This window comes from Streptomyces specialis (genome assembly GCF_001493375.1).
GTDB classification, from domain to species: Bacteria; Actinomycetota; Actinomycetes; order Streptomycetales; family Streptomycetaceae; genus Streptomyces; species Streptomyces specialis.
On the sequence record NZ_LN929897.1, the window covers coordinates 27,888 to 52,440 of the forward strand.

The window sequence follows — 24,553 nt, forward strand, 5'->3', positions numbered from 1 at the left end:
ACGCGGCGTCTCCGCGTTTCTTCACCAGTTGAACGGCAAGGCGCTCTATCACCCGGCGGGTTCCGCATGCGAATTTGCTCGCCGCCGAGCCCCGGTGATAGTGCGAGGACGCCGGTTCCGGCGCTCTTGCCCGGGTATCTCCCCCGCGCGTGGTTGGCCAACTACCTTGCGTGGAGCATGCTGAACGGGTGCTCCCGCCGCGCGAACGGCGAGGTGGGGGAGATCACAAGGATTGTTGGGCGACCCCGTGTCGAAGGTCACAGGAGGTGAGGCATAGGATGCCTCCAGCTTTGTGAACTGACTCACATAGCGGTGATCTTCGTGCTGGCAGTCGCTGTCGACTGGAAGGAGCGAGGTGCGGTGAACGCGTACGTTCCCATCCTCGTACTGGGGGCCCTGGGGGCCGGCTTCGCCGTCTTCTCGGTGATCCTGGCCTCGGTCATCGGCCCCAAGCGGTACAACCGGGCGAAGTTGTCGGCCTACGAGTGCGGAGTCGAGCCCACCCCGCAGCCGGCCGGCGGCGGAAGATTCCCCGTCAAGTACTACCTGACGGCGATGCTCTTCATCATCTTCGACATCGAGATCGTCTTTCTCTATCCCTGGGCCGTGCACTTCGACTCCCTGGGGATGTTCGGGCTCGCGCAGATGCTGGTTTTCGTAGGACTCATCGGTGTCGCCTACGCGTACGACTGGCGCCGGGGAGGACTCGAATGGGACTAGGAGAGAGGCACTCCTGATGGGTCTAGAAGAGAAGCTGCCCAGCGGCTTCCTGCTCACGACCGTGGAGAACATGGCCGGACTGGCCAGGAAGTCCTCCGTCTTCCCCGCCACCTTCGGACTGGCGTGCTGCGCCATCGAGATGATGACGTCGGGGGCCGGCCGCTACGACCTGGCCCGCTTCGGCATGGAGGTGTTCCGGGGCTCGCCCCGGCAGGCCGACCTGATGATCGTGGCCGGCCGGGTCAGCCAGAAGATGGCGCCGGTCCTGCGGCAGATCTACGACCAGATGCCCAACCCCAAGTGGGTCATCTCCATGGGCGTGTGCGCCTCCTCGGGCGGCATGTTCAACAACTACGCCATCGTCCAAGGCGTCGACCACGTCGTCCCCGTCGACATCTACCTGCCCGGCTGCCCGCCGCGCCCGGAGATGCTGATCGACGCCATCCTCAAGCTGCACGCCAAGATCCGCGAGGAGAAGCTCGGCGTCAACCGCGAGCAGGCGGCCCGCGAGGCGGAGGAAGCGGCCCTCAAGGCGCTGCCGACGATCGAGATGAAGGGGCTTCTCCGGTGAGCGAGAACACCAACGAGCTGCCCGCGCACCGGGGCGAGGCGGGGGAGGCCATCGCGCACCGGCGCGGCATGTTCGGCGCCAACAACGGCGGCGACACCACCGGTTACAGCGGCCTGGTCCGCACCGTCCACATGCCGGGCGCCAGTTCGCGCCCCTACGGCGGGTACTTCGACGAGGTCGCCGACGAGCTGGAAGGCGCCCTGGAGGAGCAGGGCACCGACCCGGCGCGGGCGATCGAGAAGACCGTCGTGGACCGGGGCGAGATCACGTTCCACATCGCCCGCGAACACCTGCCCCGGGTGGCCCGCACACTCCGCGACGACCCGGCGCTCCGCTTCGAGCTGTGTACGGGCGTCAGCGGCGTGCACAACCCGGCGGACACCGGGCGCGAGCTGCACGCCGTATACCATCTGCGGTCCCTCACCCACGGGCGGCTCATCCGCCTGGAGGTCAGCGCGCCGGACGACGACCCGCACATCCCGTCGCTCGTCCCGGTCTACCCGACCAACGACTGGCACGAGCGCGAGACCTACGACTTCTTCGGCATCGTCTTCGACGGCCACCCCGCGCTGACCCGGATCATGATGCCCGACGACTGGCAGGGCCACCCGCAGCGCAAGGACTACCCGCTCGGCGGCATCCCCGTCGAGTACAAGGGCGCCCAGATCCCGGCACCCGACCAGCGGAGGTCGTACTCCTGATGACCACACACGCGACCCGGCCCGCGGAGGCCAGGGAGACCACCGAAGGCACCGTCTACACCGTCAGCGGCGGCGACTGGGACGAGGTGGCCCGCGACGTCGCCGACCGCGGCGACGACGAGAAGATCGTCGTCAACATGGGCCCGCAGCACCCGTCCACGCACGGCGTGCTCCGGCTCATCCTGGAGATCGACGGCGAGACGGTCACCGAGGCCAGGGCCGGCATCGGCTACCTCCACACCGGCATCGAGAAGAACCTCGAATACCGGACCTGGACGCAGGGCACCACCTTCGTCACGCGCATGGACTACCTCACCCCGTTCTTCAACGAGGCGGCGTACTGCCTGGGCGTGGAGAAGCTGCTCGGCATCACCGACGACGTCCCCGACCGCGCCACCGTCATCCGCGTCCTGCTGATGGAGCTGAACCGCCTCTCCTCCCACCTGGTGTGCATCGCCACCGGCGGCATGGAACTGGGCGCCAGCACCGTCATGGTCTACGGCTTCCGCGACCGCGAGCACACCCTGGACCTCTTCGAGCTGATCACCGGCCTGCGGATGAACCACGCGTTCATCCGGCCCGGCGGCCTCGCCCAGGACCTGCCGCCCGGCGCGGTGGACGCGATCCGCGAGTACATCAAGAAGATGCGGAAGAACCTGCCGGAGTACGACAAGCTCTGCACCACCAACCCCGTCTTCAAGGCCCGCCTGAAGGACGTCGGCCACCTCGACCTGGCCGGCTGCCTCGCGCTCGGCGCCACCGGCCCGGTCCTCCGCTCCGCCGGCCTCCCGCACGACCTGCGCAAGACCGACCCGTACTGCGGCTACGAGACCTACGACTTCGAGGTCCCCACCACCGACACCTGCGACTCCTTCGGCCGCTTCCTGCTGCGCCTGGAGGAGATGCACCAGTCGCTGCGGATCGTCGAGCAGTGCCTCGAACGGCTGGAGCCGGGGCCGGTGATGGTCGCCGACCGGAAGATCGCCTGGCCCGCGCAGCTCGCCCTCGGCCCCGACGGCCTGGGCAACTCGCTGGACCACATCAAGAACATCATGGGCACCTCCATGGAAGCCCTCATCCACCACTTCAAGCTGGTCACCGAGGGCTTCCGGGTCCCGCCCGGCCAGGTCTACACGGCCGTCGAGTCCCCCAAGGGCGAGCTGGGCGTGCACATGGTCAGCGACGGCGGCACCCGCCCCTACCGGGTCCACTTCCGCGACCCCTCCTTCACCAACCTCCAGACCATGGCCGCGATGTGCGAGGGCGGCATGGTCGCCGACGTCATCGTCGCCGTGGCGTCCATCGACCCCGTGATGGGAGGCGTCGACCGATGACGGACGTGCGACTCGGAATGCCGGAACTGCCCGCGCCGCCCTACCCGGACGAGGTGCGCGCCCGGCTGGAGGCGGACGCGGCGGAGGTGATCGCCCGCTACCCCGACAGCCGCTCCGCGCTGCTGCCGCTGCTGCACCTCGTCCAGTCCGAGGAGGGGTACGTCTCCCGCACCGGCATGCGGTTCTGCGCCGACGTGCTGGACCTGACCACCGCCGAGGTGACGGCGGTCGCCACGTTCTACTCGATGTACCGCCGCAAGCCGTCGGGCGACTACCAGGTCGGGGTCTGCACCAACACCCTGTGCGCCGTCATGGGCGGCGACGCGATCTTCGCCGCGCTCCGCGAGCACCTGGCCGTCGGCAACGGGGAGACCACCGACGACGGCAAGGTCACCCTGGAGCACATCGAGTGCAACGCGGCCTGCGACTTCGCGCCGGTCGTGATGGTCAACTGGGAGTTCTTCGACAACCAGACCGTCGAGTCCGCCACGCGGCTCGTCGACGACCTGCGCGCCGGCCGGGAGGTCGCGCCCACCCGCGGCGCGCCCCTGTGCGACTTCCGGCGGACCGCCCGCATCCTGGCCGGCTTCCCCGACGAGCGCCCCGGCGCGGTCGCCGCCGGCGGCAGCGCGGGCCCCGCCTCGCTGGCCGGGCTCCGGCTCGCCAAGGGCGAACGGGGTCCCGCGACCGTGGCGGCCCCGCGCCGGCCCGAGCCGCCCACCGGCGAGGAGCACCCGACGCACCCCAGCTCCCACGACGCCCCGCAGCCGAGCTCGGCCTCCGACCCGCACCACCCCGCGGGCCCGGTGACCGGGGAGGGTGAGTGACGACCATGTCCGAGACCACCTCGATCGACCCCGGGAAGCTCCTCGCGCCGGTGCTGTCGGCGTTCTGGGACGAGCCCGGGTCCTGGACCCTCGACGTCTACCGGGCGCACGGCGGCTACCGAGGGCTGGCCAAGGCGCTGGCCATGCCGCCCGACGACGTGATCGCCTACGTGAAGGAGGCCGGGCTGCGCGGACGCGGCGGCGCGGGCTTCCCCACCGGCATGAAGTGGCAGTTCATCCCGCAGGGCGACGACAAGCCGCACTACCTCGTCGTCAACGCCGACGAGTCCGAGCCGGGCACCTGCAAGGACATCCCGCTGCTCTACGCCAACCCGCACGCCCTCGTCGAGGGCATCGTGATCGCCTGTCACGCCATCCGCTCGAACCACGCGTTCATCTACCTCCGCGGCGAGGTCGTCCCCGTGCTGCGGCGCCTCCAGTCCGCCGTGGCCGAGGCGTACGCGGCGGGCTACCTCGGCGAGGGCGCGCTCGGCGCGGCCGGTGATCTGGACATCACGGTCCACGCGGGCGCCGGGGCCTACATCTGCGGTGAGGAGACGGCGCTGCTGGACTCCCTGGAGGGACGCCGGGGTCAGCCCAGGCTCCGCCCGCCCTTCCCGGCGGTCGCGGGCCTGTACGCCTGCCCCACCGTGGTGAACAACGTGGAGTCCATCGCGTCGGTTCCCGCGATCATGGACCGGGGCAAGGAGTGGTTCCGCTCCATGGGCACCGAGAAGTCCCCCGGGTTCACGCTCTACTCGCTCTCCGGACACGTGGCCCGCCCCGGGCAGTACGAGGCGCCGCTCGGCGTCACGCTCCGCGAGCTGCTCCAGATGAGCGGCGGCATGCGGCCCGGCCACAAGCTGAAGTTCTGGACGCCCGGCGGCTCCTCGACGCCGATGTTCACCGAGGAGCACCTCGACGTCCCGCTGGACTACGAGGGCGTCGGCGCCGCCGGTTCCATGCTCGGCACCAAGGCGTTGCAGTGCTTCGACGAGACGGTCTGCGTGGTGCGGGCCGTCACCCGGTGGACCGAGTTCTACGCCCACGAGTCCTGCGGCAAGTGCACGCCCTGCCGCGAGGGCACGTACTGGCTGGTCCAGTTGCTGCGCGACATCGAGGCCGGCAAGGGACTCCTCAGCGACATCGACAAGATCGCCGACATCGCCGACAACATCAACGGCAAGTCCTTCTGCGCCCTCGGCGACGGCGCCGCCGCGCCGATCTTCTCCTCGCTGAAGCACTTCCGCGCCGAGTACGAGCGGCACATCACCGAGGGCGGCTGTCCCTTCGACCCGGCCCGGTCCACCGCCTGGGCGGACCAGGGCCCGCAAGCACACCAGGAGGTGAACGCGTGACGGTCACCACCGACGCCGAGGCCGCCGCCAAGCAGGAAGACCTCGTCACGCTGACGATCGACGGCATCGAGATCTCCGTGCCCAAGGGCACCCTGGTGATCCGCGCCGCCGAGCGTCTCGGCATCGAGATCCCCCGCTTCTGCGACCACCCGCTGCTGGACCCGGCGGGCGCCTGCCGCCAGTGCATCGTCGAGGTCGAGGGCCAGCGCAAGCCGATGGCCTCCTGCACCATCACCTGCACCGACGGCATGGTCGTCAAGACGCAGCTCACCTCGCCGGTCGCCGAGAAGTCGCAGCGCGGCGTGATGGAGCTGCTGCTGATCAACCACCCGCTGGACTGCCCGGTCTGCGACAAGGGCGGCGAGTGCCCGTTGCAGAACCAGGCCATGACCGCGGGCGACCCGGAGACCCGGTTCGACGGCGTCAAGCGGACGTACGAGAAGCCGGTGCCGATCTCCACGCAGGTGCTGCTGGACCGCGAGCGGTGCGTGCTCTGCGCGCGCTGCACCCGCTTCTCCCAGCAGATCGCCGGCGACCCGATGATCGAGCTGCTGGACCGCGGCGCGCTCCAGCAGGTCGGCACCGGCGAGGGCGACCCGTTCCTGTCGTACTTCTCCGGCAACACCATCCAGATCTGTCCGGTCGGCGCGCTGACCTCCGCCGCCTACCGCTTCCGCTCCCGCCCCTTCGACCTGGTCTCCTCGCCCAGCGTCTGCGAGCACTGCGCGGGCGGCTGCGCCACCCGCACCGACCACCGGCGCGGCAAGGTGATGCGCAAGCTGGCGGCCGAGGACCCCGAGGTCAACGAGGAGTGGATCTGCGACAAGGGCCGCTTCGCGTTCCGTTACGCCCAGCAGCCCGACCGGCTGACCACGCCGCTGGTGCGGGACGCCGCGACCGGTGAGCTGGCGCCCGCGAGCTGGCCGGAGGCGCTGCGCGTCGCCGCCGCCGGCCTGACCCGGGCCAGGGCGGGCGGCGCGGCCGTGCTGACCGGCGGCCGGCTCACCGTCGAGGACTCCTACGCGTACGCCAAGTTCGCGCGGGTCGCCCTGGGCACCAACGACATCGACTTCCGGGCCAGGCCGCACAGCGCCGAGGAGGCCGCGTTCCTCGCCTCCCGCGTCGCCGGACACGGACTCGCGTTCGAGGGCGGCGGCGTCACCTACCGCTCGCTGGAGGCGGCCCCGGCCGTGGTGCTGGCCGGGTTCGAGTCCGAGGAGGAGGCGCCCGGCGTCTTCCTGCGGCTCCGCAAGGCCCACCGCAAGCACGGCCAGCGGATCTTCTCCATCGCCACCCACATCACCCGCGGCCTGGCCAAGACCGGCGGCACGCTGCTGCCCGCCGCCCCCGGCACCGAGACCGCCTGGCTCACCGCGCTCGCCGACGGCGACGGCCCGGACCCGCGCGGGCGGCGGGCCGCCGAGGCGCTGCGCGCCCCCGGCGCGGTCCTGATCGTCGGCGAACGGCTCGCCACCGTGCCCGGCGCGTACACCGCGGCCGTCGCCGCGGCCACCGCGACCGGCGCCCGACTGCTGTGGATCCCGCGCCGCGCCGGTGAGCGCGGCGCCGTCGAGGCCGGCGCGCTGCCCGGCCTGCTGCCCGGCGGCCGGCCGGAGTCCTCCGCCCGCGCCCGCCGGGAGGTGGCCGCCGCCTGGGGCGTCGCCTCGCTGCCCGACCGGCCGGGGCGCGACACCGGCCAGATCCTGCGGGCCGCCGCCGGGGGCGACATCCGGGCCCTGGTGGTGGCCGGCGTCGAGGTGGCCGACCTCCCCGACCCGGACGGCGCCCGCGCCGCGCTCGACGCGGTGGCCGCCGACGGCTTCCTCGTCAGCCTCGAACTGCGGCCGACCGAGGTCACCGCGCGGGCCCACGTGGTGCTGCCGGTGGCCGCCGTGGTCGAGAAGGGCGGCACGTTCCTCAACTGGGAGGGCCGCGCCCGGCCGTTCTCCCCGGCGATACAGCCCGCCCAGATGACGCGCCGTCTCGTCCAGAGCGACCTCCGCGCGCTGCACATGCTCGCCGACGCCATGGACGTCCACCTCGGCCTGCCGGCCCTGCACCCCGTCAGGCAGGAGCTGGACGGGCTGGCCGACTGGCGCGGCGCCCTGCCGCTCGGCCCGACCGGGACCCCCGCCGACCTGCCCGCGCCCGGTCCGGGCGAGGCGGTGCTCGCCGGGCACCGGCTGCTCCTGGACCAGGGCGTGCTCCAGACCGGCGACGACGCCCTGGCCGGCACCCGGCACCCGGCCGTCGCCCGCCTGTCCCCGGCCCCCGCCCGCGCGGCCGGCGCGGGGAACGGCGACGCGCTGACCGTGACCGGCCCCGCCGGGTCGGTCACGCTGCCGCTGGTGGTGACCGAGGAGATGCCGGACCGCGTGGTCTGGCTGCCGCTCAACTCGACGGGCGGCGGCGTCCTCCAGGACCTGGGCACCACCCCCGGACACGTCGTCCGCGTCGCCGCCGACGCGACCGAGGAGGTGACCGCGTGATGCCGCTGGCGCAGGAGCCGGACCTGTCGATGTTCGGCGACGACCCGTTCTGGCTGGTCCTGATCAAAGCCGTCTTCTGCTTCGCGTTCCTGATGGGCTGCGTCCTCATCAGCATCGTCATGGAACGCAAGGTGCTGGGCTGGATGCAGTTGCGCATCGGCCCCAACCGGCACGGGCCCTGGGGCATGCTCCAGTCCCTCGCCGACGGGGTGAAGCTCATGCTGAAGGAGGACATCACCGTCAGGGGCGCCGACAAGACGCTGTACATCCTGGCGCCGATCCTCGCGGCCGTGCCCGCGTTCATGGCGATCGCCGTGATCCCCTTCGGCCCCGCCGACGCGCCGGTCAGCGTCTTCGGCACCCGGACCGTGCTCCAGCTCACCGACCTCCCGGTCGCGCTGCTGTACGTCCTGGCCACCGCCGCGATCGCGGTCTACGGCACGGTCCTGGCGGGCTGGTCGTCCAACTCGACCTACCCGCTGCTCGGCGGCGTGCGGGCCACGGCCCAGATCATCTCCTACGAGGTCGCGATGGGCCTGTCCTTCGCGGCCGTCTTCCTCTACTCCGGCTCGATGTCCACCTCGGCCATCGTGGACGCGCAGGACGACCGGTGGTTCGTGATCCTGCTGCCGGTCTCGTTCCTCATCTACATGATCGCGATGGTCGGCGAGGCCCACCGGCCGCCGTTCGACATGCCGGAGTCCGAGGGCGACCTCGTCGGCGGGTATCTCACGGAGTACTCGTCGATCAAGTTCGCCTTCTTCATGCTCTCCGAGTACATCCACACCGTCACGGTCTCCGCCCTGATGGTCACCCTCTTCCTCGGCGGCTGGCGGCCCCCCGCGCCGCTGAGCTTCTGGGAGGGCGCCCACTCCGGCTGGTGGCCGCTGCTGTGGTTCACCGCGAAGCTCGTCTGCGTCATCTTCTTCTTCGTCTGGATCCGCGGCGCGCTGCCCCGCGTGCGCTACGACCAGTTCATGGTGCTGGGCTGGAAGGTGCTCATCCCCATCGCGCTGGTCTGGCTGATGCTGGTCGCCACCGTGCGGGCGATGCAGAACGAGAACTACGAGTTCCGCGACATCGTGATGTGGGTGGCCGGCGGGGTGCTGCTGCTCCTGCTGCTCTCCTTCGTCGTGGACTTCTTCCGCGACCGGGCCGACCAGCGCCGCGAGGAGGCCGAGGCCGGGCGCCCGGAGGAGCCGTTCGACCCGATGGCCGGCGGCTACCCCGTGCCGCCGCTGCCGGGCCAGACCCTGCCGCCCGTGCCCCGCCGTCCCTCGCGGGCCGGCAGGGACAAGGCGGCCGTCGCCGCCGACAGCCCCGGATCCACCTCGGCAAGCACCGAACCAGGAAGGGAGGGCGACGATGCCTGAGATCCACAACCCCGTGGGCGGCTTCGGCGTGACCTTCAAGGCCATGTTCAAGAAGCGGCTCACCGAGCAGTACCCGGAGGAGAAGAAGCCGACCGCGCCCCGCTTCCACGGCCGCCACCAGTTGAACCGGCACCCGGACGGCCTGGAGAAGTGCATCGGGTGCGAGCTGTGCGCCTGGGCCTGTCCGGCGGACGCCATCTACGTCGAGGGCGCGGACAACACCGAGGAGGAGCGCTACTCCCCGGGCGAGCGCTACGGCCGCGTCTACCAGATCAACTACCTGCGCTGCATCCTGTGCGGCCTGTGCGTGGAGGCGTGCCCCACCCGCGCGCTCACCATGACCAACGAGTACGAGCTGGCCGACCGGACCCGCGCCTCCCTGATCTACACCAAGGAGGAGCTGCTGGCCGGCCTCGACGACACCATGGTCGCCCCGCCGCACGCCATGTACCCCGGCACCGACGAGCAGGCGTACTACCGGGGCGAGGTGCGCGGCGCCGCCCCCGGCACCGTGCGGCAGCGCGTCACCGGGGAGCAACTGGCCGACGACGACGCCGTGGCCGCCGCGACCCGGCTGCACGACCCGGCGTCCGACCGCGGTTCGTCGGAGGTGGACGTATGAGCGCGCTCGCCACCGCCCTCGCGGCGGAGACCTCCACCTCGACCGGCGAGGCCGTGCAGTTCTGGGTGCTGGGCCCGTTGGCCGTGGCGGGCGGTCTCGGCACCGTCCTGATGCGCCGCGCGGTGCACTCGGCGCTCTGCCTGGCCGGCACGATGGTGATCCTGGCGATGTTCTACCTCGCCAACGGCGCCTACTTCCTCGGCATGGTGCAGATCGTCGTCTACACCGGCGCCGTCATGATGCTCTTCCTCTTCGTGCTGATGCTGGTCGGCGTCAGCGCCACCGACTCGCTCAAGGAGACACTCAAGGGGCAGCGCTGGCTGGCCGCCGGGTGCGGCCTCGGCCTGGGCATCCTGCTGATCGCGGGCATCGGCCAGGCGTCCGTCGGGTCCTTCACCGGCCTCGCGCAGGCCAACGCCGACGGCAACGTGCAGGGCCTCGCCTCGCTGCTGTTCACCCGTTACGTGGTGGCGTTCGAGGTGACCGGTGTGCTGCTGACCATCGCCGCCGTCGGCGCCACCCTGCTGACGCACCGCGAGCGGATCGAGCGGACCAAGTCCCAGCGCGAGCAGGCCGCCGAGCGCGTCCGCGGCGACCACGTGCCGCCGCTGCCCGCGCCCGGCGTCTACGCCCGGCACAACGCGGTCGACCTGCCCGGCCTGCTGCCCGACGGCACCCCCGCCGAGCTGACCATGATCGAGACGCTCCGCGGGCGCGGCCAGATCCGCGAGGTGCACCGGCAGTCCGTCGCCGACGTGGCGGCGCTGGAGGCACGCGCCGCCGGGTACCACGGCCAGACGTACATGGCGACCGCGCCCAAGCCCCGGAGCGTCACCGCGCTGGAGACCACCGGCCGGCCGGACGAGTCCGGGGCCGTGACCGACCCGCGCGACGCCGGTCCCGGCACCACCGGCACCACCGGCAGCACCGGAACGACTGGCACCGAGGACGCCGAGGAGGCCCGTCAGTGAACCCGGAGAACTACCTCTTCCTGGCCGCCCTGCTGTTCACGCTCGGCGCCAGCGGGGTCCTGCTGCGGCGCAACGCGATCGTGGTGTTCATGTGCGTGGAGCTGATGCTCAACGCCTCCAACCTCGCGCTGGTCACCTTCTCCCGGATGCACGGCAACCTCGACGGCCAGATCATGGCCTTCTTCGTCATGGTCGTGGCCGCCGCCGAGGTCGTGGTCGGGCTGGCCGTCATCGTCACCGTCTACCGCTCCCGCCACTCGGCCTCGGTCGACGACGCCAGCCTGATGAAGCTCTAAGGGGTCAGAAACAGTGGAGTCATTGATCGGACTGCTCGTCGGCGCGCCACTGCTGGGCGCCGCCCTGCTCCTGGTCGGCGGGCGGCGCCTGGACCGGGTGGGCCACTGGCTGGCCACCGCGCTCGCCGCGACGTCGTTCGTCCTCGCCGCCGTGCTCTTCTCCGACCTGCTGGACCGGGAGGGCGAGGAGCGGGTGCTCCACGAGCACCTGTTCAGCTGGGTGCCGGTCGCCGACCTGCGGGCGGACGTCGCGTTCCAGCTCGACCAGCTCTCGATGACCTTCGTGCTGCTGATCACGAGCGTGGGCACGCTGATCCACCTCTACTCGATCGGCTACATGGCGCACGACGAGCGGCGGCGGCGCTTCTTCGCCTACCTCAACCTCTTCCTCGGCGCGATGCTGCTGCTGGTCCTCGCCGACAACTACCTGCTGCTGTACGTCGGCTGGGAGGGCGTGGGCCTGGCCTCGTTCCTGCTGATCGGCTTCTGGCAGCACAAGCCGAGCGCGGCGACCGCGGCGAAGAAGGCATTCATCGTCAACCGGGTCGGTGACATCGGCCTGTCGATCGCGATCCTGCTGATGTTCACGACGTTCGGCACGTTCGCGTTCGAGCCCGTGCTCGACGGCGCCACCGGGGCGAGCGAGGCCACCCTCACCGGCATCGGGCTGATGCTGCTGCTGGCCGCCTGCGGCAAGTCCGCGCAGGTGCCGCTCCAGTCCTGGCTCGGCGACGCGATGGAGGGCCCGACCCCGGTCTCGGCCCTGATCCACGCGGCCACGATGGTCACCGCGGGCGTGTACCTGATCACCCGCTCCGGAGCGATCTTCGACGCCGCGCCCGACGCGCAGACCGTGGTGGTGGTGGTCGGCGCGGTGACGCTGCTGTTCGGCGCGATCGTCGGATGCGCCAAGGACGACATCAAGAAGGCCCTGGCCGGGTCCACGATGTCGCAGATCGGCTACATGATGCTGGCCGCCGGCCTCGGCCCGGTCGGCTACGTCTTCGCGATCATGCACCTGGTCACGCACGGCTTCTTCAAGGCCGGACTCTTCCTCGGCGCCGGATCGGTCATGCACGCCATGAACGACGAGGTGGACATGCGCCGCTACGGCGGGCTGCGCCGGCACATGCCGGTCACGTTCGTCACGTTCGGCCTCGCCTATCTGGCCATCATCGGCTTCCCGTACCTGTCCGGTTTCTTCTCCAAGGACGAGATCATCTACGCCGGGTTCGCCAAGGGCGGCACCGAGGGCTGGATCCTCGGCGGCGTGATGCTGCTGGGCGCGGCGCTGACCGCGTACTACATGACGCGGATCATGCTGATGACGTTCTTCGGCGAGAAGCGGTGGCAGCCCGACGCGCACGGGCACGAACCGCACCCGCACGAGGCTCCGCTCACCATGACGATCCCGATGATCGTGCTGGCCTTCGGCTCGGTCTTCGCGGGCTTCCTGTTCGACTCGGGCGAGGCGTTCGTCCACTGGCTGGAGCCGGTCACGGGCCTGGAGCACGGCGACTCGCCGGTCGGCCACGGCACGGTCGGCCTCGCCGCGACCGCCGTGATGGTGGTGGGCGTGGCCGGCGCCTGGTTCCAGTACGGCCGCCGGCCGGTCCCGGCGGTCGCGCCCACGGGCCGGCTGCTCACCCGCGCGGCGCGGCGCGACCTGCTCCAGGACGACTTCAACCACGCCGCGTTCGTCACCCCGGGGAACTACCTCACCCGCGGCCTGGTCTACCTCGACCACAAGCTGGTCGACGGCCTGGTCAACGGCACGGCCGCCTCCTTCGGCGGGCTGTCCGGGCGGCTGCGGCGGGTCCAGAACGGATTCGCCCGGTCGTACGCGGTCTCCATGTTCGGGGGAGCGGCCCTGCTGATCGCCGCGACCCTGCTGATGAGGGCGGTCTGAGAGGTCTCCTATGTCATTTCCCCTGCTGACGGCCACGGCCCTCACCCCGGCCATCGGCGCGATCGCCACTGCGGCGGTGCCCGCCGCGCGGCGCACCGCGGCCAAGTGGCTCGCGCTGCTGTTCTCGCTGGCGACGGTCGGGTTCGCCGCCGCGGTGCTGCTCCGCTTCGACACCGGCGCGGGCGCCGACCGCTTCCAGCTCACCGAGTCCCGGTCCTGGATCGAGGACTTCGGGGTCCGCTACGAGCTGGGCGTGGACGGTATCGGCGCGGTGATGATCGCGCTGACCGCGGTGCTGCTCCCGTTCCTCATCGGCGCCGGCTGGAACGACGCCGACGAGGCGGAGCACGAGGCCGCCAACCGGCGGTGGCGGCCCACCCAGGGCTTCTTCGCGCTGATGCTGATGGTCGAGGCGATGGTCATCATGTCCTTCGCCGCGACCGACATCTTCCTCTTCTACATCTTCTTCGAGGCCATGCTCATCCCGATGTACTTCCTCGTCGGGGGCTTCGGGGACCGGGCGGGCGAGCTGGACGAGGAGGGGCAGTCGCGCCAGCGGTCGTACGCGGCCGTCAAGTTCCTCCTCTACAACCTCGCCGGCGGCCTGATCATGCTGGCCGCGGTGATCGGCCTGTACGTGGCGACGGCCGACCAGTTGGGCACCGGGACGTTCTCCCTCCAGGCCATCCTCCAGGCGCGCGCCTCGGGCGAGCTGGATCTCGCGACGGGCACCGAACGGTGGCTGTTCCTCGGCTTCTTCCTCGCCTTCGCCGTCAAGGCGCCGCTGTGGCCGCTGCACACCTGGCTGCCCAACGCGATGGGCGAGGCGACCGCGCCGGTCGCCGTCCTGATCACCGCCGTCGTGGACAAGGTCGGCACCTTCGCGATGCTCCGCTTCTGCCTCGGGCTCTTCCCCGAGGCCAGCGACTGGGCCACGCCGGTGGTGCTGGTGCTCGCGCTGATCAGCATCATCTACGGCGCGCTGCTGGCGCTGGGCCAGCGGGACATGAAGCGGCTGATCGCGTACGCGTCCGTCAGCCACTTCGGGTTCATCGTGCTGGGCGTCTTCGCCATGACCAGCCAGGGGCAGAGCGGTGCCACGCTGTACATGATCAACCACGGCATCGCCACGGCCGCGCTGATGCTGGTCGCCGGGTTCCTGATCTCGCGGCGCGGCTCGCGGCTCATCGCCGACTACGGCGGGGTCCAGAAGACGGCGCCGGTGCTGGCCGGGACGTTCCTCATCGGCGGGCTCGCCACGCTGTCGCTGCCGGGCACCGGGCCGTTCGTCAGTGAGTTCCTGGTCCTGGTCGGCACGTTCAGCCGGTACGAGACCGTCGGCGTCATCGCCTGCGCCGGGATAGTGCTGGCGGCGCTGTACGTGCTGGTGCTCTACCAGCGGACCATGACCGGGCCGGTCAAGGCGGGCCTGGAGAAGCTGCCGGACCTGCGGGTGCGGGAGCTGGCGGGGGGCGCCCCGCTCATCGGCCTGCTGATCTTCCTCGGCGTCTATCCCAAGCCGCTCACCGACATCGTCAACCCGGCGGTCGAGCACACGCTGTCCGACGTCGACCAGACCGATCCCGCACCGCACGTCGTTCCCGAAGTGGAGGCCGCCGAATGAACCCGGGGGAGCTTGAGGCTCCGGACATCGAGTGGGTCGCGCTCTCGCCGAGCCTGATCGTGTTCGGCGCCGCCGTCATCGGCGTGCTGATCGAGGCGTTCGCGCCGCGCCGTGCCCGTTATCCCGCCGAGGTGGCCGTCTCGGCCCTGGCGCTGGCGGGCGCGTTCGCCGCCGTCGTGGGGCTCGCCGCCGACGGCCGGGCCGGCAGCGAGGCGCAGATCGCGGGCATGGGCGCGCTGGCCGTGGACGGGCCGGCGCTGTTCCTCCAGGGGATCATCCTGCTGGTCGGCCTGGTCTCGGTGTTCCTGTTCGCCGAGCGCCGGCTCGAACCGGCCGGGCACGGCGGGCCGGTGGACTCGTTCGCCGCCCAGCCGGCGGCGGTCCCCGGCGGCCAGGCCGAGCGGGAGGCGGTGCGGGCCGGTCACACCACGACCGAGATCTTCCCGCTGCTGCTGTTCGCGGTCGGCGGGATGCTGCTCTTCCCGATGGCCAACGACCTGCTGGTCCTGTTCATCGCGCTGGAAGTCCTGTCGCTGCCGCTGTACCTGCTGTGCGCGCTGGCCCGCCGCCGGCGGCTGCTGTCGCAGGAGGCGGCCGTGAAGTACTTCCTGCTGGGCGCGTTCGCCTCGGCGTTCCTGCTGTTCGGCATCACCATGCTCTACGGCTACGCGGGCACCCTGTCGTACGCGGGCATCGCGGATGTCGTCGCCGGCCGGCCGGCCGTGATGGAGCCGGGTCTCGCGTCCACGATGGGCAACGACGCGCTGCTCCTCATCGGCGGGGCGATGGTGACGATGGGGCTGCTGTTCAAGGTGGGCGCGGTGCCGTTCCACATGTGGACCCCGGATGTGTACCAGGGCGCGCCGACGCCGGTCACCGGGTTCATGGCCGCCGCCACCAAGGTCGCCGCCTTCGGCGCGCTGCTGCGGCTGCTGTACGTGGTGCTGCCGGGCATGCGGTGGGACTGGGAGCCGGTGCTGTGGGGCGTGGCGATCGCCTCCATGGTGGCGGGCGCGGTCATCGCCATCACGCAGACCGACGTGAAGCGGCTGCTGGCGTACTCGTCGATCGCGCACGCCGGGTTCATCCTGTCCGGCGCGCTGGCGGTGAGCGAGGACGGGGTGTCGTCGGTGCTGTTCTACCTGGCGGCGTACTCGTTCGTGACGCTGGGCGCGTTCGCCGTGGTGACGCTGGTCAGGGACGCCGGGGGCGAGGCCACGCACCTGTCGAAGTGGGCGGGGCTCGGGCGCCGTTCGCCGCTGCTGGCGGCGGTGTTCGCGCTGTTCCTGCTGGCGTTCGCCGGGATCCCGCTGACGTCCGGGTTCGCCGGGAAGTTCGCGGTGTTCCGGGCGGCGGCCGACGCGGGCGCCATGGGTCTGGTGATCGTCGGTGTGCTGGCCTCGGCCATCGCCGCGTTCTTCTACATCCGGGTGATCGTGCTGATGTTCTTCAGCGAGCCGAAGGCGGACGGCCCCTCGGTGGTCATCCCCAGCCCGCTGACGATGTCGGTGGTCGGGCTGGCGGCGGCGGTGACGGTGGTGCTCGGTGTCGCGCCGCAGTACTTCCTGGATCTGGCGAACGACGCGGGCGTCTTCGTCCGCTGATCCGTCGCGTCCGGCCGTCGGCCGCGTCGCGGGCATGACCGTGGCCCGGACCCCGCTCGGGGTCCGGGCCACCGTCGTGCCCGGGCGACGCGCCGCCGCGTCAGTAGGACGCCTCGTAGGTCTCGGTGGTGCCGGAGGCCCAGACCACTGTGAGCGTGCTGCCGCTCAGGCTCAGCGTGGCCTGGGTGTCGGGCCACAGCCGGTCGCCGTACTGGTTGCACTCGACGGTGATGGTGTCGCCGGAGATCGTGCCGTAGCAGACGTCGCCCTCGTATCCGGCGTCCTCGACGTAGGTGACCGTGCCGCTGGAGATGGACAGGCTGCTGGCGTCCGTCGGGACGTTCTCGAACCAGTAGTTGTCGTACTCGCCGGCGGTGGGCAGGGAGCCGCCGTCGCCGCCGGAGATGCCGCCGCTCTCCGCGCCGGAGATCAGGCCGCTGTCGTCGCCGCCGTCCGCCCCGCCGTCGTCGCCGCCGTCCGCTCCGGCGACCGCGCCGGGGAGCGCGCCGTCCTCGCCGCCGTCCCCGCCGTCCTGGCCGGACGTCTGCCCTTCGTCGGCGCCCGGGATGGGCACGTTGCCGTCCTGGCCGGCGTCGCCGCCCGGCGCGAACGGGTTGTTGGAGCTGTCGCCGTCGCCGCAGCCGGTGAGCAGAAACGTCGCCGCCGCCGCGATGGCGGGCAGGGCGAGACCTATGGGCCTGCGCATGGATGTCCCCTCGTTTTCCGTACGTTGAGCATGGTCACGGCAGGGTATAGCGGCGGGCGCGCCAATTGACCGGAGCGTTACAGCCCCATGCCAATCGCTGCCGAGCTGATACAGCCGTGCCCCCCGACCGCACAGCGCCTCCTCCTTTGTGGCGGGGGCGCCGCCCGCGGGAATGACCGCGGCCCGGTCCCCGAGCGGGGTCCGGGCCACCGTCGTGCCTCCTCGAACGGGCCGGGACCCGGCTCAGTAGCCGAGGTCCTCCAGCTCCTGCTCCAGGTCCTCCAGGTCCTCAAGGCCACCGAGGTCGCCCATGTCGCCGAGGTCACCGAAGGAGGTGAAGGTCTCGGTGGTGCCGGAGGCCCACTCGACGGTGAGGGTGTCCCCGTCCAGGTTCAGCGTGGCCTCGGTGTCCGGGAAGAGGTTGGCGCCCATCTGGGTGCACTCGACGGTGAAGCCGCTGCCGCCCAGCTCGCCGTAGCAGACGTCGCCCTCTTCGAGGTCGTCCTCGATGTAGGTGACGGAGCCGGCGGAGAACAGCAGGGAGCTGTCCTCGGGGTTGGTGCCCTCCAGCCACATGCCCTCGAGCTGGTCGGCGGACGGCGCGGAGCCGCCGCCCGTGTCACCGCCGCTGTCGCCCCCGGTGTCGCCGGACTGCTCGCCGTCCCCGCTCGGGGTCTGCTCGCCCCCCGTGTCGCCCTGCTCCTGCTCCTGGCCGCCGTCGCCGCCCGGCGTGAGCGGCGAGCCGCCGTCGCTGTCGTCGTCACCACAGCCGGTGAGCAGAAGCGACGCCGCCGCGATGGCGGGCAGGGCGAGCCGTATGGACTTACGCATGGATGTCCCCTCGATTTGAACGTGGTCACGGCAGGTTACATCGGCCGCCGACCGGGCAGATGAGAGTGTTACATGTCTATGGCAAAAGCCGCCGAGCTGATACGCGCGTCGGCATCCGCCCATATGGCGGGGTTCGCCGGGTCCATGGCCCGTGCGGCGCTTGGCGGCGTCCCGGACATGACATGAAATGTGCCCTCCGGACGCGCAACATGCCGCTGTCATAACGGACTTGGCATGTCTGTGGTGACCCGGGCGCGGAGGGTCACCGTAAGTGTCCGGACACGTCGCGGAGTCGGGCCCGCCGGTTCAGTGGGCCGGCGCCACCCGGCCCGTTACCTCACCGAGACCGATGCGCGATCCGGCCGACGGTCCGGGCGCCCAGGCGGAGATGGTCACCTCGTCCCCGTCCTCCAGGAACGCGCGGGACGTGCCGTCCGGCAGCGTCAGCGGGTCCCGGCCGCCCCACGTCAGCTCCAGCAGCGAGCCGCGCTGCCCCGGCTCGGGCCCGCTGACCGTGCCGGAGGCGAACAGGTCGCCGGTGCGCAACCGCGCGCCGTTGACGGTGAGATGGGCGAGCTGCTGGGCGGCCGTCCAGTACATGGTGGCGAACGGCGGCTCGGAGACCGGGTGTCCGTTGATCCGGACCGTGAGCCGCAGGTCGAGGCCGCCCGGTTCGAGGCCCTCGTCGTCCAGGTAGGGCAGGAGCGGGTGGTCCCGTTCGGGTGGCGCTACGCGGGCCGCGTCGAGGGCGTCGAGCGGGGTGATCCAGGGGGAGACGGAGGTGGCGAAGGACTTGCCGAGGAACGGGCCGAGCGGCACGTACTCCCACGCCTGGATGTCGCGGGCGGACCAGTCGTTGAGGAGGCAGACGCCGAAGACATGGTCGCGGAAGGCGGTCTGCGGCACGGGCCGGCCCGGCTCCGAGGGGGTGCCGACGACGAACCCGACCTCCGCCTCGATGTCCAGCCGCCGGGTGGGGCCGAAGGCGGGCCGGTCGCTGCCCGTGCCGGGGCGGCCCTGGCCGCGCGGGCGGACGACCGGCGTGCCGGAGACCACGACGGTGCCCGCGCGGCCGTGGTAACCGATCGGCAGGTGCTTCCAGTTGGGTGTGAGGGCCGCCGCGTCGGGGCGGAGGATGCGGCCGACGTTGGTGGCGTGGTGCTCGCTGGCGTAGAAGTCGACGTAGTCGGCGACCCGGAACGGGAGGTGGAGCGTGACCGTGTCGAGGGGCAGCAGCAGCGGCGCGACGGTCGCGCGGTGGCCGGGGGAGCCGAGCCAGTCGCGCAGCGCGGCGCGGACCGCCCGCCAGACCGGGCGTCCGGCGGCTAGCAGCGGGTTCAGGTCCGGGGCGGTGAGCAGCCGGGCGTGCGGGGAGCGGAAGGCGCGGGCGGCGGCGCCCGCGTCGAGCACCGCGTCCCCGAACCGGACCCCGATCCGGCGCGCACCGGGCTCGTCGGCCGTGCTGAAGAGGCCGTAGGGAAGGTTGTCGGGACCGAACAGGCCGGGCCGCGTCGTGGCGGTGTGCGCGGGGGCAGGCATGGCCACACCCTAGACCGGGGCGAATCGGCGCGTGTGGCCGCGATCTCCCCCAGGCGTGGCCGCCTGGGAGGCTTCCCCGCCGACCCGTTACGCTGCCGGAGACAACTCACCGGACACAGGGGAGAGCGCTCGTGATCGTCGTGGGTCCTTTCGGGGTGAGCGTGCGGGACGATGCTCTGAACACCGATCTTCAGGCGGGTCTGGCGGCTGTCGAGGCGAGGCTGTACGAGGCCACCAAGAGCGACGTCCCCTTCATCACGGAGACGGCGCAGCATCTGGTGCGCGCCGGGGGGAAGCGGTTCCGGCCGCTGCTGCTGCTGCTGGCCGCGCGGGTCGGCGATCCGCACGCGCCGGGCGTCGTCCCGGCGGCCGTGGTGGTGGAGCTGACGCACCTGGCCACGCTGTACCACGACGACATCATGGACGAGGCCGACATGCGGCGGGGCGTGCCCAGCGCCAACGCCCGCTGGAACAACTCGGTGGCGGTGCTCACCGGCGACTTCCTCTTCTCCCGTGCCTCGGCGATAGCGGCCGATCTGGGGAACGAGGCGGTGCGCATCCAGGCGGAGGCGTTCCAGCGCCTGGTGACCGGGCAGATCCAGGAGACCGCGGGGCCGCGCGAGGGCGAGGACCCGATAGCGCACTACCTGGACGTCATCGCGGGCAAGACCGCGTCGCTGATCTCCGTGGCCGGGCGGCTGGGCGCGCTCATGTCGGGCGCGCCCGAGTCCGTGATGAACGTGATGGCGCTGTACGGCGAGCGGATCGGGACGGCTTTCCAGCTCGCCGACGACGTGCTGGACATCGCCAGCGACGGCGAGGAGTCGGGGAAGACGCCGGGGACCGACCTGCGCGAGGGCGTGGCGACGCTGCCGGTGCTGCGGCTGCGGGAGATGGCCGCGGAGGGCGGCTCGCCGGAGGACCGGGAGCTGTGCGCGCTGCTGGACGGCGACCTGACCGATGACGCGCGTCACGCGGAGGCGCTGGCCCGGCTGCGGGCGCATCCGGCGCTCGGCGTCGCCAAGAGCGACGCGTGGTCGTTCGCGCGGCTGGCGCGGCAGGCCCTCGACCCGCTGCCCGACACCCCGGCCAAGCAGGCCCTCGCCCACCTCTGCGACGTGGTGGCGGACCGCACGGTCTAGGTCCGTCGACCCACTGCGGCCCTGTCGTTCCCTGGTGTGAATCACCTCGCGGTGGGCAGCGACCCCTACGGGTCGGGGCCGCTCGCGCGGGTGCGCGGTCATCCCTTGGTCGTACGCCGATGGCCAACTCCTGGCGGATGCCGGAACGGCCCTGGCCTGGTGGAATTACCAGTGCCAAGTGGCGAGTGGAGGGGCATCTGATGGCTTTGAACAGTACTGTCCGGCGCGCGGCCGTGCCGGTCGCCGTGGTGGCCGGGATCGCGGCGGTCGGGGCCGGGCTCTGGCCCGCGATCGCCAGTGACAGCGGCGGCCCCGAGCTGCCCGACATCACGGCGCAGGAGCTGCTGGCGCGGGTGGCGGAGTCGGAGACGGCCCAGCTCTCGGGCACCGTGCAGGTGGACGCCGACCTGGGCATACCGGACCTGGGCGGGATGCTGGGCGGTGTGCTCAGCGGCATAGAGGGCCCGGCGGGCCGGCTCGCGGAGCTGGCCGCCGGGGAGAGCACGCTGCGGGTCGCGGTGGACGGGCCGGAGCTCCAGCGGCTGGCCGTGGTCAACGGCTCCGAGGAGTTCGCCGTGATTCACAACGGCGACGAGCTGTGGGCGTACGACTCCAGCAGCAACACGGTGCTGCGCGCCGACGTGCCGGAGGGCGTGGCGGCGGAGGAGCAGGACCCGGCGGAGTGGCTGGGCGGTCTCACGCCGCAGGAGGCGGCCCAGCGGTTCCTGGAGGCGGCGGGCGAGCACGCGGACATCTCGGTGGACGGCACGGCCCGGGTGGCGGGCCGCAGCGCCTACCAGCTCCTGGACGAGCCCACGGGCGACGCGGCGGCGGAGAGCGGCGTCGAGTCGGTCCGGATCCCCATCGACGCCGAGACCGGGGTGCCGCTGGCCCTGACGGCGGACGCCGACGGCGACAGGTCGCTGGACGTGGCGTTCTCGCAGATCGACTACGCGAAGCCGGCGGGCGGGGGCTTCGACTTCCCCCCGCCGAGTGACGCGGAGGTCCTGGAGGTCGACCCGGAGGAGCCGTTCGCCGGTATCCTCCCCGACCTCCTCCCGGACGCCCTCGCCAGGTAGCCCCACAGGCGCCGGAGGGCGTTGGCCGGGCCGCCGCGATCAGGGGTGGGAGCGGCGGCCCGGCGAGAACCTCCCACACCACGTACACCCGAAGAACGAACACGTCGGGATGCCGGGGGGCGGCGGGGCGGCCGGGGGGGGGCCCGGCTCCTATACACATCCGACGCGGCCGGTTCAAGGCGGACCGAGCTTACGAGGTTTCTGCCTGTCTCGTGGGCTCGGCGATGTGTATAAGAGACAGGTGGGGGTCAGCCCGCGCAGAATTCGTTGCCCTCGGGATCCCGCATGATCCACCAGTGGCCCACCGGCCCCTGCTGCTGCTCCTCGACACGGGTGGCGCCCAGCGACTCAAGGCGGGCGACCAGCTTCTCCAGCCCGCCGGGCTCGCCCCGGAGGTCGAGGTGCAGGCGGTTCTTGACCGATTTCGCCTCCGGCACGTCCTGGAAGAGCAGCCGTCTGCCCTGGCCGATGCCGGTCGCCGGGTCGTAGGGGTCGTCCGGATGGCGGATCGCCGCGAAGCCGCGGAACCCCTTGCGGCCGTCCCACGTGGCGATCTGCTCGTCGCGGACCTGTCCGGCGGCCAGCAGGCGTTCGATGAGGGGGCTGTTGTCCTCCACCTCGTATCCCAGGGCGGCGGCCCAGAAGTCGGCGAGCGCGGGGGCGTTCCGGGTATCGATGACCAGCTTCCAGTCCAATGTCATGTAACCAGTTATAGTGGTTTCATGACGTCGTCCGCAACAGGTCTCGTTCTGCGCTCCGCCACCGGAGCGCCGTACCGCTTCGATCCCGGCGCCCTCTGCCTGGAGCTGCTGCCGACCGGCGGCCCCGGCGCGTTCGCGCGGTACGAGGTGCTGCACGGCCCGGCCGACCTGGCCGTCTGGGCCGCGCGCTGCCGCCTCACGCCGACGCCCGTGGTCGAGGTGAGCGACGCCGAGCTGGCGTCCGCCAAGGCGCTGCGGGACGCCCTGTGGCGGCTGGCCCTGGCCAGGGCCGAGGGCGCTCCCGGCGCCCCCGCCGATGTCGCCGTCGTCAACCGGGCCGCCGCGCGGCCCCCGCTGGTCCCGGCGGTCGGTCCGGACGGGGAGCGGACCTGGGCGGGTGCCGTCACCGGCGAGCGGCTGCTCGCCACGGTCGCGCACGACGCCGTCGAGCTGCTGACCGGCGGCTTCCGCGACCGGATCCGGAAGTGCGCGGGCGACGACTGCTACCTGGTCTATGTGGACACCTCACGCCCGGGCAGCCGCCGCTGGTGCTCCATGGAGCACTGCGGCAACCGCCACAAGGTCAGGGCGCTGCGCGCCCGCCGCTCCGGGGAGCCGGAGGGGAGCTGAGCCGCCCGGCCGTCAGCCGAGCGCGTCCAGCAGTTCCCGGCACGCCCGCTCGCAGCGGCGGCAGGACTCGGCGCAGACGCGGCAGTGCTCGTGCGTGGAGGCGTGCCGCTCGCACTCCTCGGCGCACGCCGCGCACACCGTCGCGCACGCCATGAGCTGCGCGCGGGTGACATTGGCGTCGTAGCCGGTGTGCCGGGACAGCACGCGGGCCGTCGCCTCGCAGATGTCCGCGCAGTCCAGATCGGTGCGCACGCACTTCGCGAGGTCGGTTACCCGGTCCTCGGACAGACAGGAGTCGGCGCAGGCGGTGCACGCCTGGGCACAGGCCGCGCACTCCTCGATGCAGCGCCTGAGCCGGTCGCGGTCCACCTGGCCGAGGTCGGCGGGGTAGGTGCGCAGCATGTCGTCGATGGCCATGGTCATGGTGCATCACTTCCACACGGGTGTCGGAGAGAGCCGTTCTGTCCGCCCCCGGGTAACCGGTGGCGCGGGACGGGAAACAGCCCTCAGTCCGTCACCGCCGCCGGGCGCGGCCCGGCCGGGGCGGGAGTGTGGCGGGCGACGGCGGCGGTCCTGCGGTTGCGCCGCGCCTGGCGGAGCGCGTCCCACGTCAGCAGGCACAGCGCCGCCCACACCAGCAGGAACCCGGCCCAGCGCTCCGGCGGCATCTCCTCGTGGAAGACCAGCACGCCCAGCACGAACATGGTGATCGGCGCGATGTACTGCATCAGCCCGATCGTGGACAGCGGCACCCGGACGGCGGCGGCGCCGAAGAAGATCAGCGGCAGCGCGGTGGCCAGCCCGCTGACGACCAGCAGCAGCGTGTGCCCGGCGCCCTCACCGGTGAACGTCGACTCGCCGCGCGCCCCGTTCACCACCAGGAATCCGAGCGCGGGCAGGAACTGGAGTGCGGAGTCGGCGGTGAAGCCCTCCAGGCCGCCCAGGTCCGTCCGCTTCTTGACCAGCCCGTAGGCGGCGAAGGTGACGCTGAGCACCAGCGAGATCCAGGGCACCTCGCCATAGGCGACGCTCATCACGATCACCGCCGCGCCGCCGATGCCCACGGCGACCCACTGCGTGGGCCGCAGCCGCTCGGAGAGCAGCACCACGCCCAGCGCGATGGTCAGCAGCGGATTGACGAAGTAGCCCAGGGACGCTTCCAGTACCCGGTCCTCGGCGACGGCCCAGATGAAGATGTACCAGTTCGCCGAGATGAGCGTCGCGGTGAGCGCCAGCATGCCCAGCCGCTTCGGCTGCCGCAGCAGCGGCCGGATCCATCCCCAGTTCCGCACCGCGACCAGCAGCAGCAGCGCGGTGGGCAGCGACCACACCACGCGGTGGGCCAGCACCTCCAGAGCCGGTGTGGCGGCCAGCAGGTTCCAGTAGAGCGGAAGCAGCCCCCACGCCCCGAACGCCGCGAACCCGTAGATCAGCCCCGCCCGGCTCGCCGTGCCGCCGCCTGCCCTCACGCCCGTCTCCCGTCGCCCGACGCCTCCCCGAAGGTAGCGCCGGGCGGGCGGGTTGTC

23 protein-coding genes are annotated in these 24,553 nt (G+C 71.9%); 17 read left to right on the plus strand and 6 right to left on the minus strand.

Annotated elements, in window-relative coordinates; translation table 11 throughout:
- Positions 1–360 precede the first annotated feature (360 nt).
- From BN2279_RS22685 to nuoN, 14 genes are read left to right on the plus strand one after another with little or no spacing between them, the layout of a single operon-like run.
- On the plus strand, positions 361–720 hold the full coding sequence (locus BN2279_RS22685; protein ID WP_059012742.1) for an NADH-quinone oxidoreductase subunit A: 360 nt from the start codon (positions 361–363) through the stop codon (positions 718–720).
- Between the two features lie 16 nt (positions 721–736).
- Complete coding sequence (locus tag BN2279_RS22690; RefSeq protein WP_059012744.1) at positions 737–1,291, plus strand: NuoB/complex I 20 kDa subunit family protein; 555 nt, start codon at positions 737–739, stop codon at positions 1,289–1,291.
- A complete protein-coding gene (locus BN2279_RS22695; protein WP_059012746.1) occupies positions 1,288–1,992 on the plus strand; it encodes an NADH-quinone oxidoreductase subunit C in 705 nt (234 codons plus the stop codon). The genes BN2279_RS22690 and BN2279_RS22695 overlap by 4 nt, the downstream gene beginning before the upstream one ends.
- The gene (locus BN2279_RS22700; RefSeq protein WP_059013606.1) at positions 1,989–3,326 is read left to right on the plus strand and encodes an NADH-quinone oxidoreductase subunit D; all 1,338 of its coding nucleotides are present in this window, start codon (positions 1,989–1,991) and stop codon (positions 3,324–3,326) included. The genes BN2279_RS22695 and BN2279_RS22700 overlap by 4 nt, the downstream gene beginning before the upstream one ends.
- On the plus strand, positions 3,323–4,153 hold the full coding sequence (nuoE, locus tag BN2279_RS22705; protein WP_059012748.1) for an NADH-quinone oxidoreductase subunit NuoE: 831 nt from the start codon (positions 3,323–3,325) through the stop codon (positions 4,151–4,153). Before BN2279_RS22700 ends, nuoE begins: the two co-directional genes overlap by 4 nt.
- 5 nt (positions 4,154–4,158) lie before the next feature.
- Entirely contained in the window at positions 4,159–5,511 is a 1,353-nt protein-coding gene (gene nuoF / locus BN2279_RS22710) for an NADH-quinone oxidoreductase subunit NuoF (protein WP_059013607.1), read from the plus strand.
- Entirely contained in the window at positions 5,508–8,000 is a 2,493-nt protein-coding gene (locus BN2279_RS22715) for an NADH-quinone oxidoreductase subunit G (protein WP_059012750.1), read from the plus strand. Before nuoF ends, BN2279_RS22715 begins: the two co-directional genes overlap by 4 nt.
- Positions 8,000–9,373 (plus strand): NADH-quinone oxidoreductase subunit NuoH, encoded by a 1,374-nt coding sequence (nuoH, locus tag BN2279_RS22720; RefSeq protein WP_059012752.1) that lies wholly within the window; start codon positions 8,000–8,002, stop codon positions 9,371–9,373. The genes BN2279_RS22715 and nuoH overlap by 1 nt, the downstream gene beginning before the upstream one ends.
- A complete protein-coding gene (gene nuoI / locus BN2279_RS22725; RefSeq protein ID WP_059012755.1) occupies positions 9,366–9,995 on the plus strand; it encodes an NADH-quinone oxidoreductase subunit NuoI in 630 nt (209 codons plus the stop codon). The genes nuoH and nuoI overlap by 8 nt, the downstream gene beginning before the upstream one ends.
- A complete protein-coding gene (locus BN2279_RS22730) occupies positions 9,992–10,966 on the plus strand; it encodes an NADH-quinone oxidoreductase subunit J (RefSeq protein ID WP_079032429.1) in 975 nt (324 codons plus the stop codon). The genes nuoI and BN2279_RS22730 overlap by 4 nt, the downstream gene beginning before the upstream one ends.
- Complete coding sequence (gene nuoK / locus BN2279_RS22735) at positions 10,963–11,262, plus strand: NADH-quinone oxidoreductase subunit NuoK (protein WP_059012757.1); 300 nt, start codon at positions 10,963–10,965, stop codon at positions 11,260–11,262. Before BN2279_RS22730 ends, nuoK begins: the two co-directional genes overlap by 4 nt.
- 13 nt (positions 11,263–11,275) lie before the next feature.
- The gene (gene nuoL / locus BN2279_RS22740; RefSeq protein ID WP_059012759.1) at positions 11,276–13,171 is read left to right on the plus strand and encodes an NADH-quinone oxidoreductase subunit L; all 1,896 of its coding nucleotides are present in this window, start codon (positions 11,276–11,278) and stop codon (positions 13,169–13,171) included.
- Between the two features lie 10 nt (positions 13,172–13,181).
- Entirely contained in the window at positions 13,182–14,795 is a 1,614-nt protein-coding gene (locus BN2279_RS22745) for an NADH-quinone oxidoreductase subunit M (protein WP_059012761.1), read from the plus strand.
- Positions 14,792–16,399, plus strand: coding sequence for an NADH-quinone oxidoreductase subunit NuoN (nuoN, locus tag BN2279_RS22750; RefSeq protein WP_059012763.1), 1,608 nt, complete (start codon positions 14,792–14,794; stop codon positions 16,397–16,399). Before BN2279_RS22745 ends, nuoN begins: the two co-directional genes overlap by 4 nt.
- A 100-nt stretch (positions 16,400–16,499) precedes the next feature.
- Here nuoN and BN2279_RS28095 read toward each other — a convergent pair whose 3' ends face one another.
- The 3 genes from BN2279_RS28095 to fahA all read right to left on the minus strand — a co-directional run bounded on the left by BN2279_RS28095 (position 16,500) and on the right by fahA (position 19,475).
- The gene (locus tag BN2279_RS28095; RefSeq protein WP_079032430.1) at positions 16,500–17,105 is read right to left on the minus strand and encodes a hypothetical protein; all 606 of its coding nucleotides are present in this window, start codon (positions 17,103–17,105) and stop codon (positions 16,500–16,502) included.
- A 243-nt stretch (positions 17,106–17,348) separates the two neighbouring features.
- A complete protein-coding gene (locus tag BN2279_RS22760; protein ID WP_059012765.1) occupies positions 17,349–17,936 on the minus strand; it encodes a hypothetical protein in 588 nt (195 codons plus the stop codon).
- Positions 17,937–18,242: 306 nt separating this feature from the next.
- A complete protein-coding gene (gene fahA, locus BN2279_RS22765; protein ID WP_059012767.1) occupies positions 18,243–19,475 on the minus strand; it encodes a fumarylacetoacetase in 1,233 nt (410 codons plus the stop codon).
- A gap of 131 nt (positions 19,476–19,606) precedes the next feature.
- On the opposite strand from fahA, the gene BN2279_RS22770 reads away from it, so the two are divergent.
- Both BN2279_RS22770 and BN2279_RS22775 read left to right on the plus strand, forming a co-directional pair.
- Positions 19,607–20,617, plus strand: a complete 1,011-nt coding sequence (locus BN2279_RS22770) for a polyprenyl synthetase family protein (RefSeq protein WP_059012769.1) — start codon at positions 19,607–19,609, stop codon at positions 20,615–20,617.
- A gap of 200 nt (positions 20,618–20,817) precedes the next feature.
- Entirely contained in the window at positions 20,818–21,696 is an 879-nt protein-coding gene (locus BN2279_RS22775; RefSeq protein WP_159037318.1) for a LolA family protein, read from the plus strand.
- 248 nt (positions 21,697–21,944) lie between these two features.
- Here the strand turns inward: BN2279_RS22775 and BN2279_RS22780 are convergent, their stop codons facing one another.
- Positions 21,945–22,397 carry a VOC family protein gene (locus BN2279_RS22780; protein ID WP_059012774.1) on the minus strand — a complete coding sequence of 151 codons (453 nt, stop codon included), beginning with the start codon at positions 22,395–22,397 and terminating at the stop codon, positions 21,945–21,947.
- Between the two features lie 21 nt (positions 22,398–22,418).
- On the opposite strand from BN2279_RS22780, the gene BN2279_RS22785 reads away from it, so the two are divergent.
- A complete protein-coding gene (locus BN2279_RS22785; RefSeq protein ID WP_059012776.1) occupies positions 22,419–23,027 on the plus strand; it encodes a CGNR zinc finger domain-containing protein in 609 nt (202 codons plus the stop codon).
- Between the two features lie 12 nt (positions 23,028–23,039).
- Here the strand turns inward: BN2279_RS22785 and BN2279_RS22790 are convergent, their stop codons facing one another.
- Both BN2279_RS22790 and rarD read right to left on the minus strand, forming a co-directional pair.
- Positions 23,040–23,450, minus strand: coding sequence for a four-helix bundle copper-binding protein (locus BN2279_RS22790; protein ID WP_059012778.1), 411 nt, complete (start codon positions 23,448–23,450; stop codon positions 23,040–23,042).
- An 83-nt stretch (positions 23,451–23,533) separates the two neighbouring features.
- Positions 23,534–24,496 (minus strand): EamA family transporter RarD, encoded by a 963-nt coding sequence (gene rarD / locus BN2279_RS22795; protein WP_059012781.1) that lies wholly within the window; start codon positions 24,494–24,496, stop codon positions 23,534–23,536.
- Positions 24,497–24,553 lie beyond the last annotated feature (57 nt).

Coding starts and splice junctions, on each gene's coding strand:
- BN2279_RS22690 (WP_059012744.1), top strand. CDS start 737: ATGGGTCTAGAAGAGAAGCTGCCCAGCGGCTTCCTGCTCACGACCGTG.
- nuoE (WP_059012748.1), top strand. CDS start 3,323: ATGACGGACGTGCGACTCGGAATGCCGGAACTGCCCGCGCCGCCCTAC.
- nuoF (WP_059013607.1), top strand. CDS start 4,159: ATGTCCGAGACCACCTCGATCGACCCCGGGAAGCTCCTCGCGCCGGTG.
- nuoH (WP_059012752.1), top strand. CDS start 8,000: ATGCCGCTGGCGCAGGAGCCGGACCTGTCGATGTTCGGCGACGACCCG.
- nuoI (WP_059012755.1), top strand. CDS start 9,366: ATGCCTGAGATCCACAACCCCGTGGGCGGCTTCGGCGTGACCTTCAAG.
- BN2279_RS22730 (WP_079032429.1), top strand. CDS start 9,992: ATGAGCGCGCTCGCCACCGCCCTCGCGGCGGAGACCTCCACCTCGACC.
- BN2279_RS22745 (WP_059012761.1), top strand. CDS start 13,182: ATGTCATTTCCCCTGCTGACGGCCACGGCCCTCACCCCGGCCATCGGC.
- nuoN (WP_059012763.1), top strand. CDS start 14,792: ATGAACCCGGGGGAGCTTGAGGCTCCGGACATCGAGTGGGTCGCGCTC.
- BN2279_RS28095 (WP_079032430.1), bottom strand. CDS start 17,105: ATGCGCAGGCCCATAGGTCTCGCCCTGCCCGCCATCGCGGCGGCGGCG.
- BN2279_RS22760 (WP_059012765.1), bottom strand. CDS start 17,936: ATGCGTAAGTCCATACGGCTCGCCCTGCCCGCCATCGCGGCGGCGTCG.
- fahA (WP_059012767.1), bottom strand. CDS start 19,475: ATGCCTGCCCCCGCGCACACCGCCACGACGCGGCCCGGCCTGTTCGGT.
- BN2279_RS22775 (WP_159037318.1), top strand. CDS start 20,818: ATGGCTTTGAACAGTACTGTCCGGCGCGCGGCCGTGCCGGTCGCCGTG.
- BN2279_RS22780 (WP_059012774.1), bottom strand. CDS start 22,397: ATGACATTGGACTGGAAGCTGGTCATCGATACCCGGAACGCCCCCGCG.
- BN2279_RS22785 (WP_059012776.1), top strand. CDS start 22,419: ATGACGTCGTCCGCAACAGGTCTCGTTCTGCGCTCCGCCACCGGAGCG.
- BN2279_RS22790 (WP_059012778.1), bottom strand. CDS start 23,450: ATGACCATGGCCATCGACGACATGCTGCGCACCTACCCCGCCGACCTC.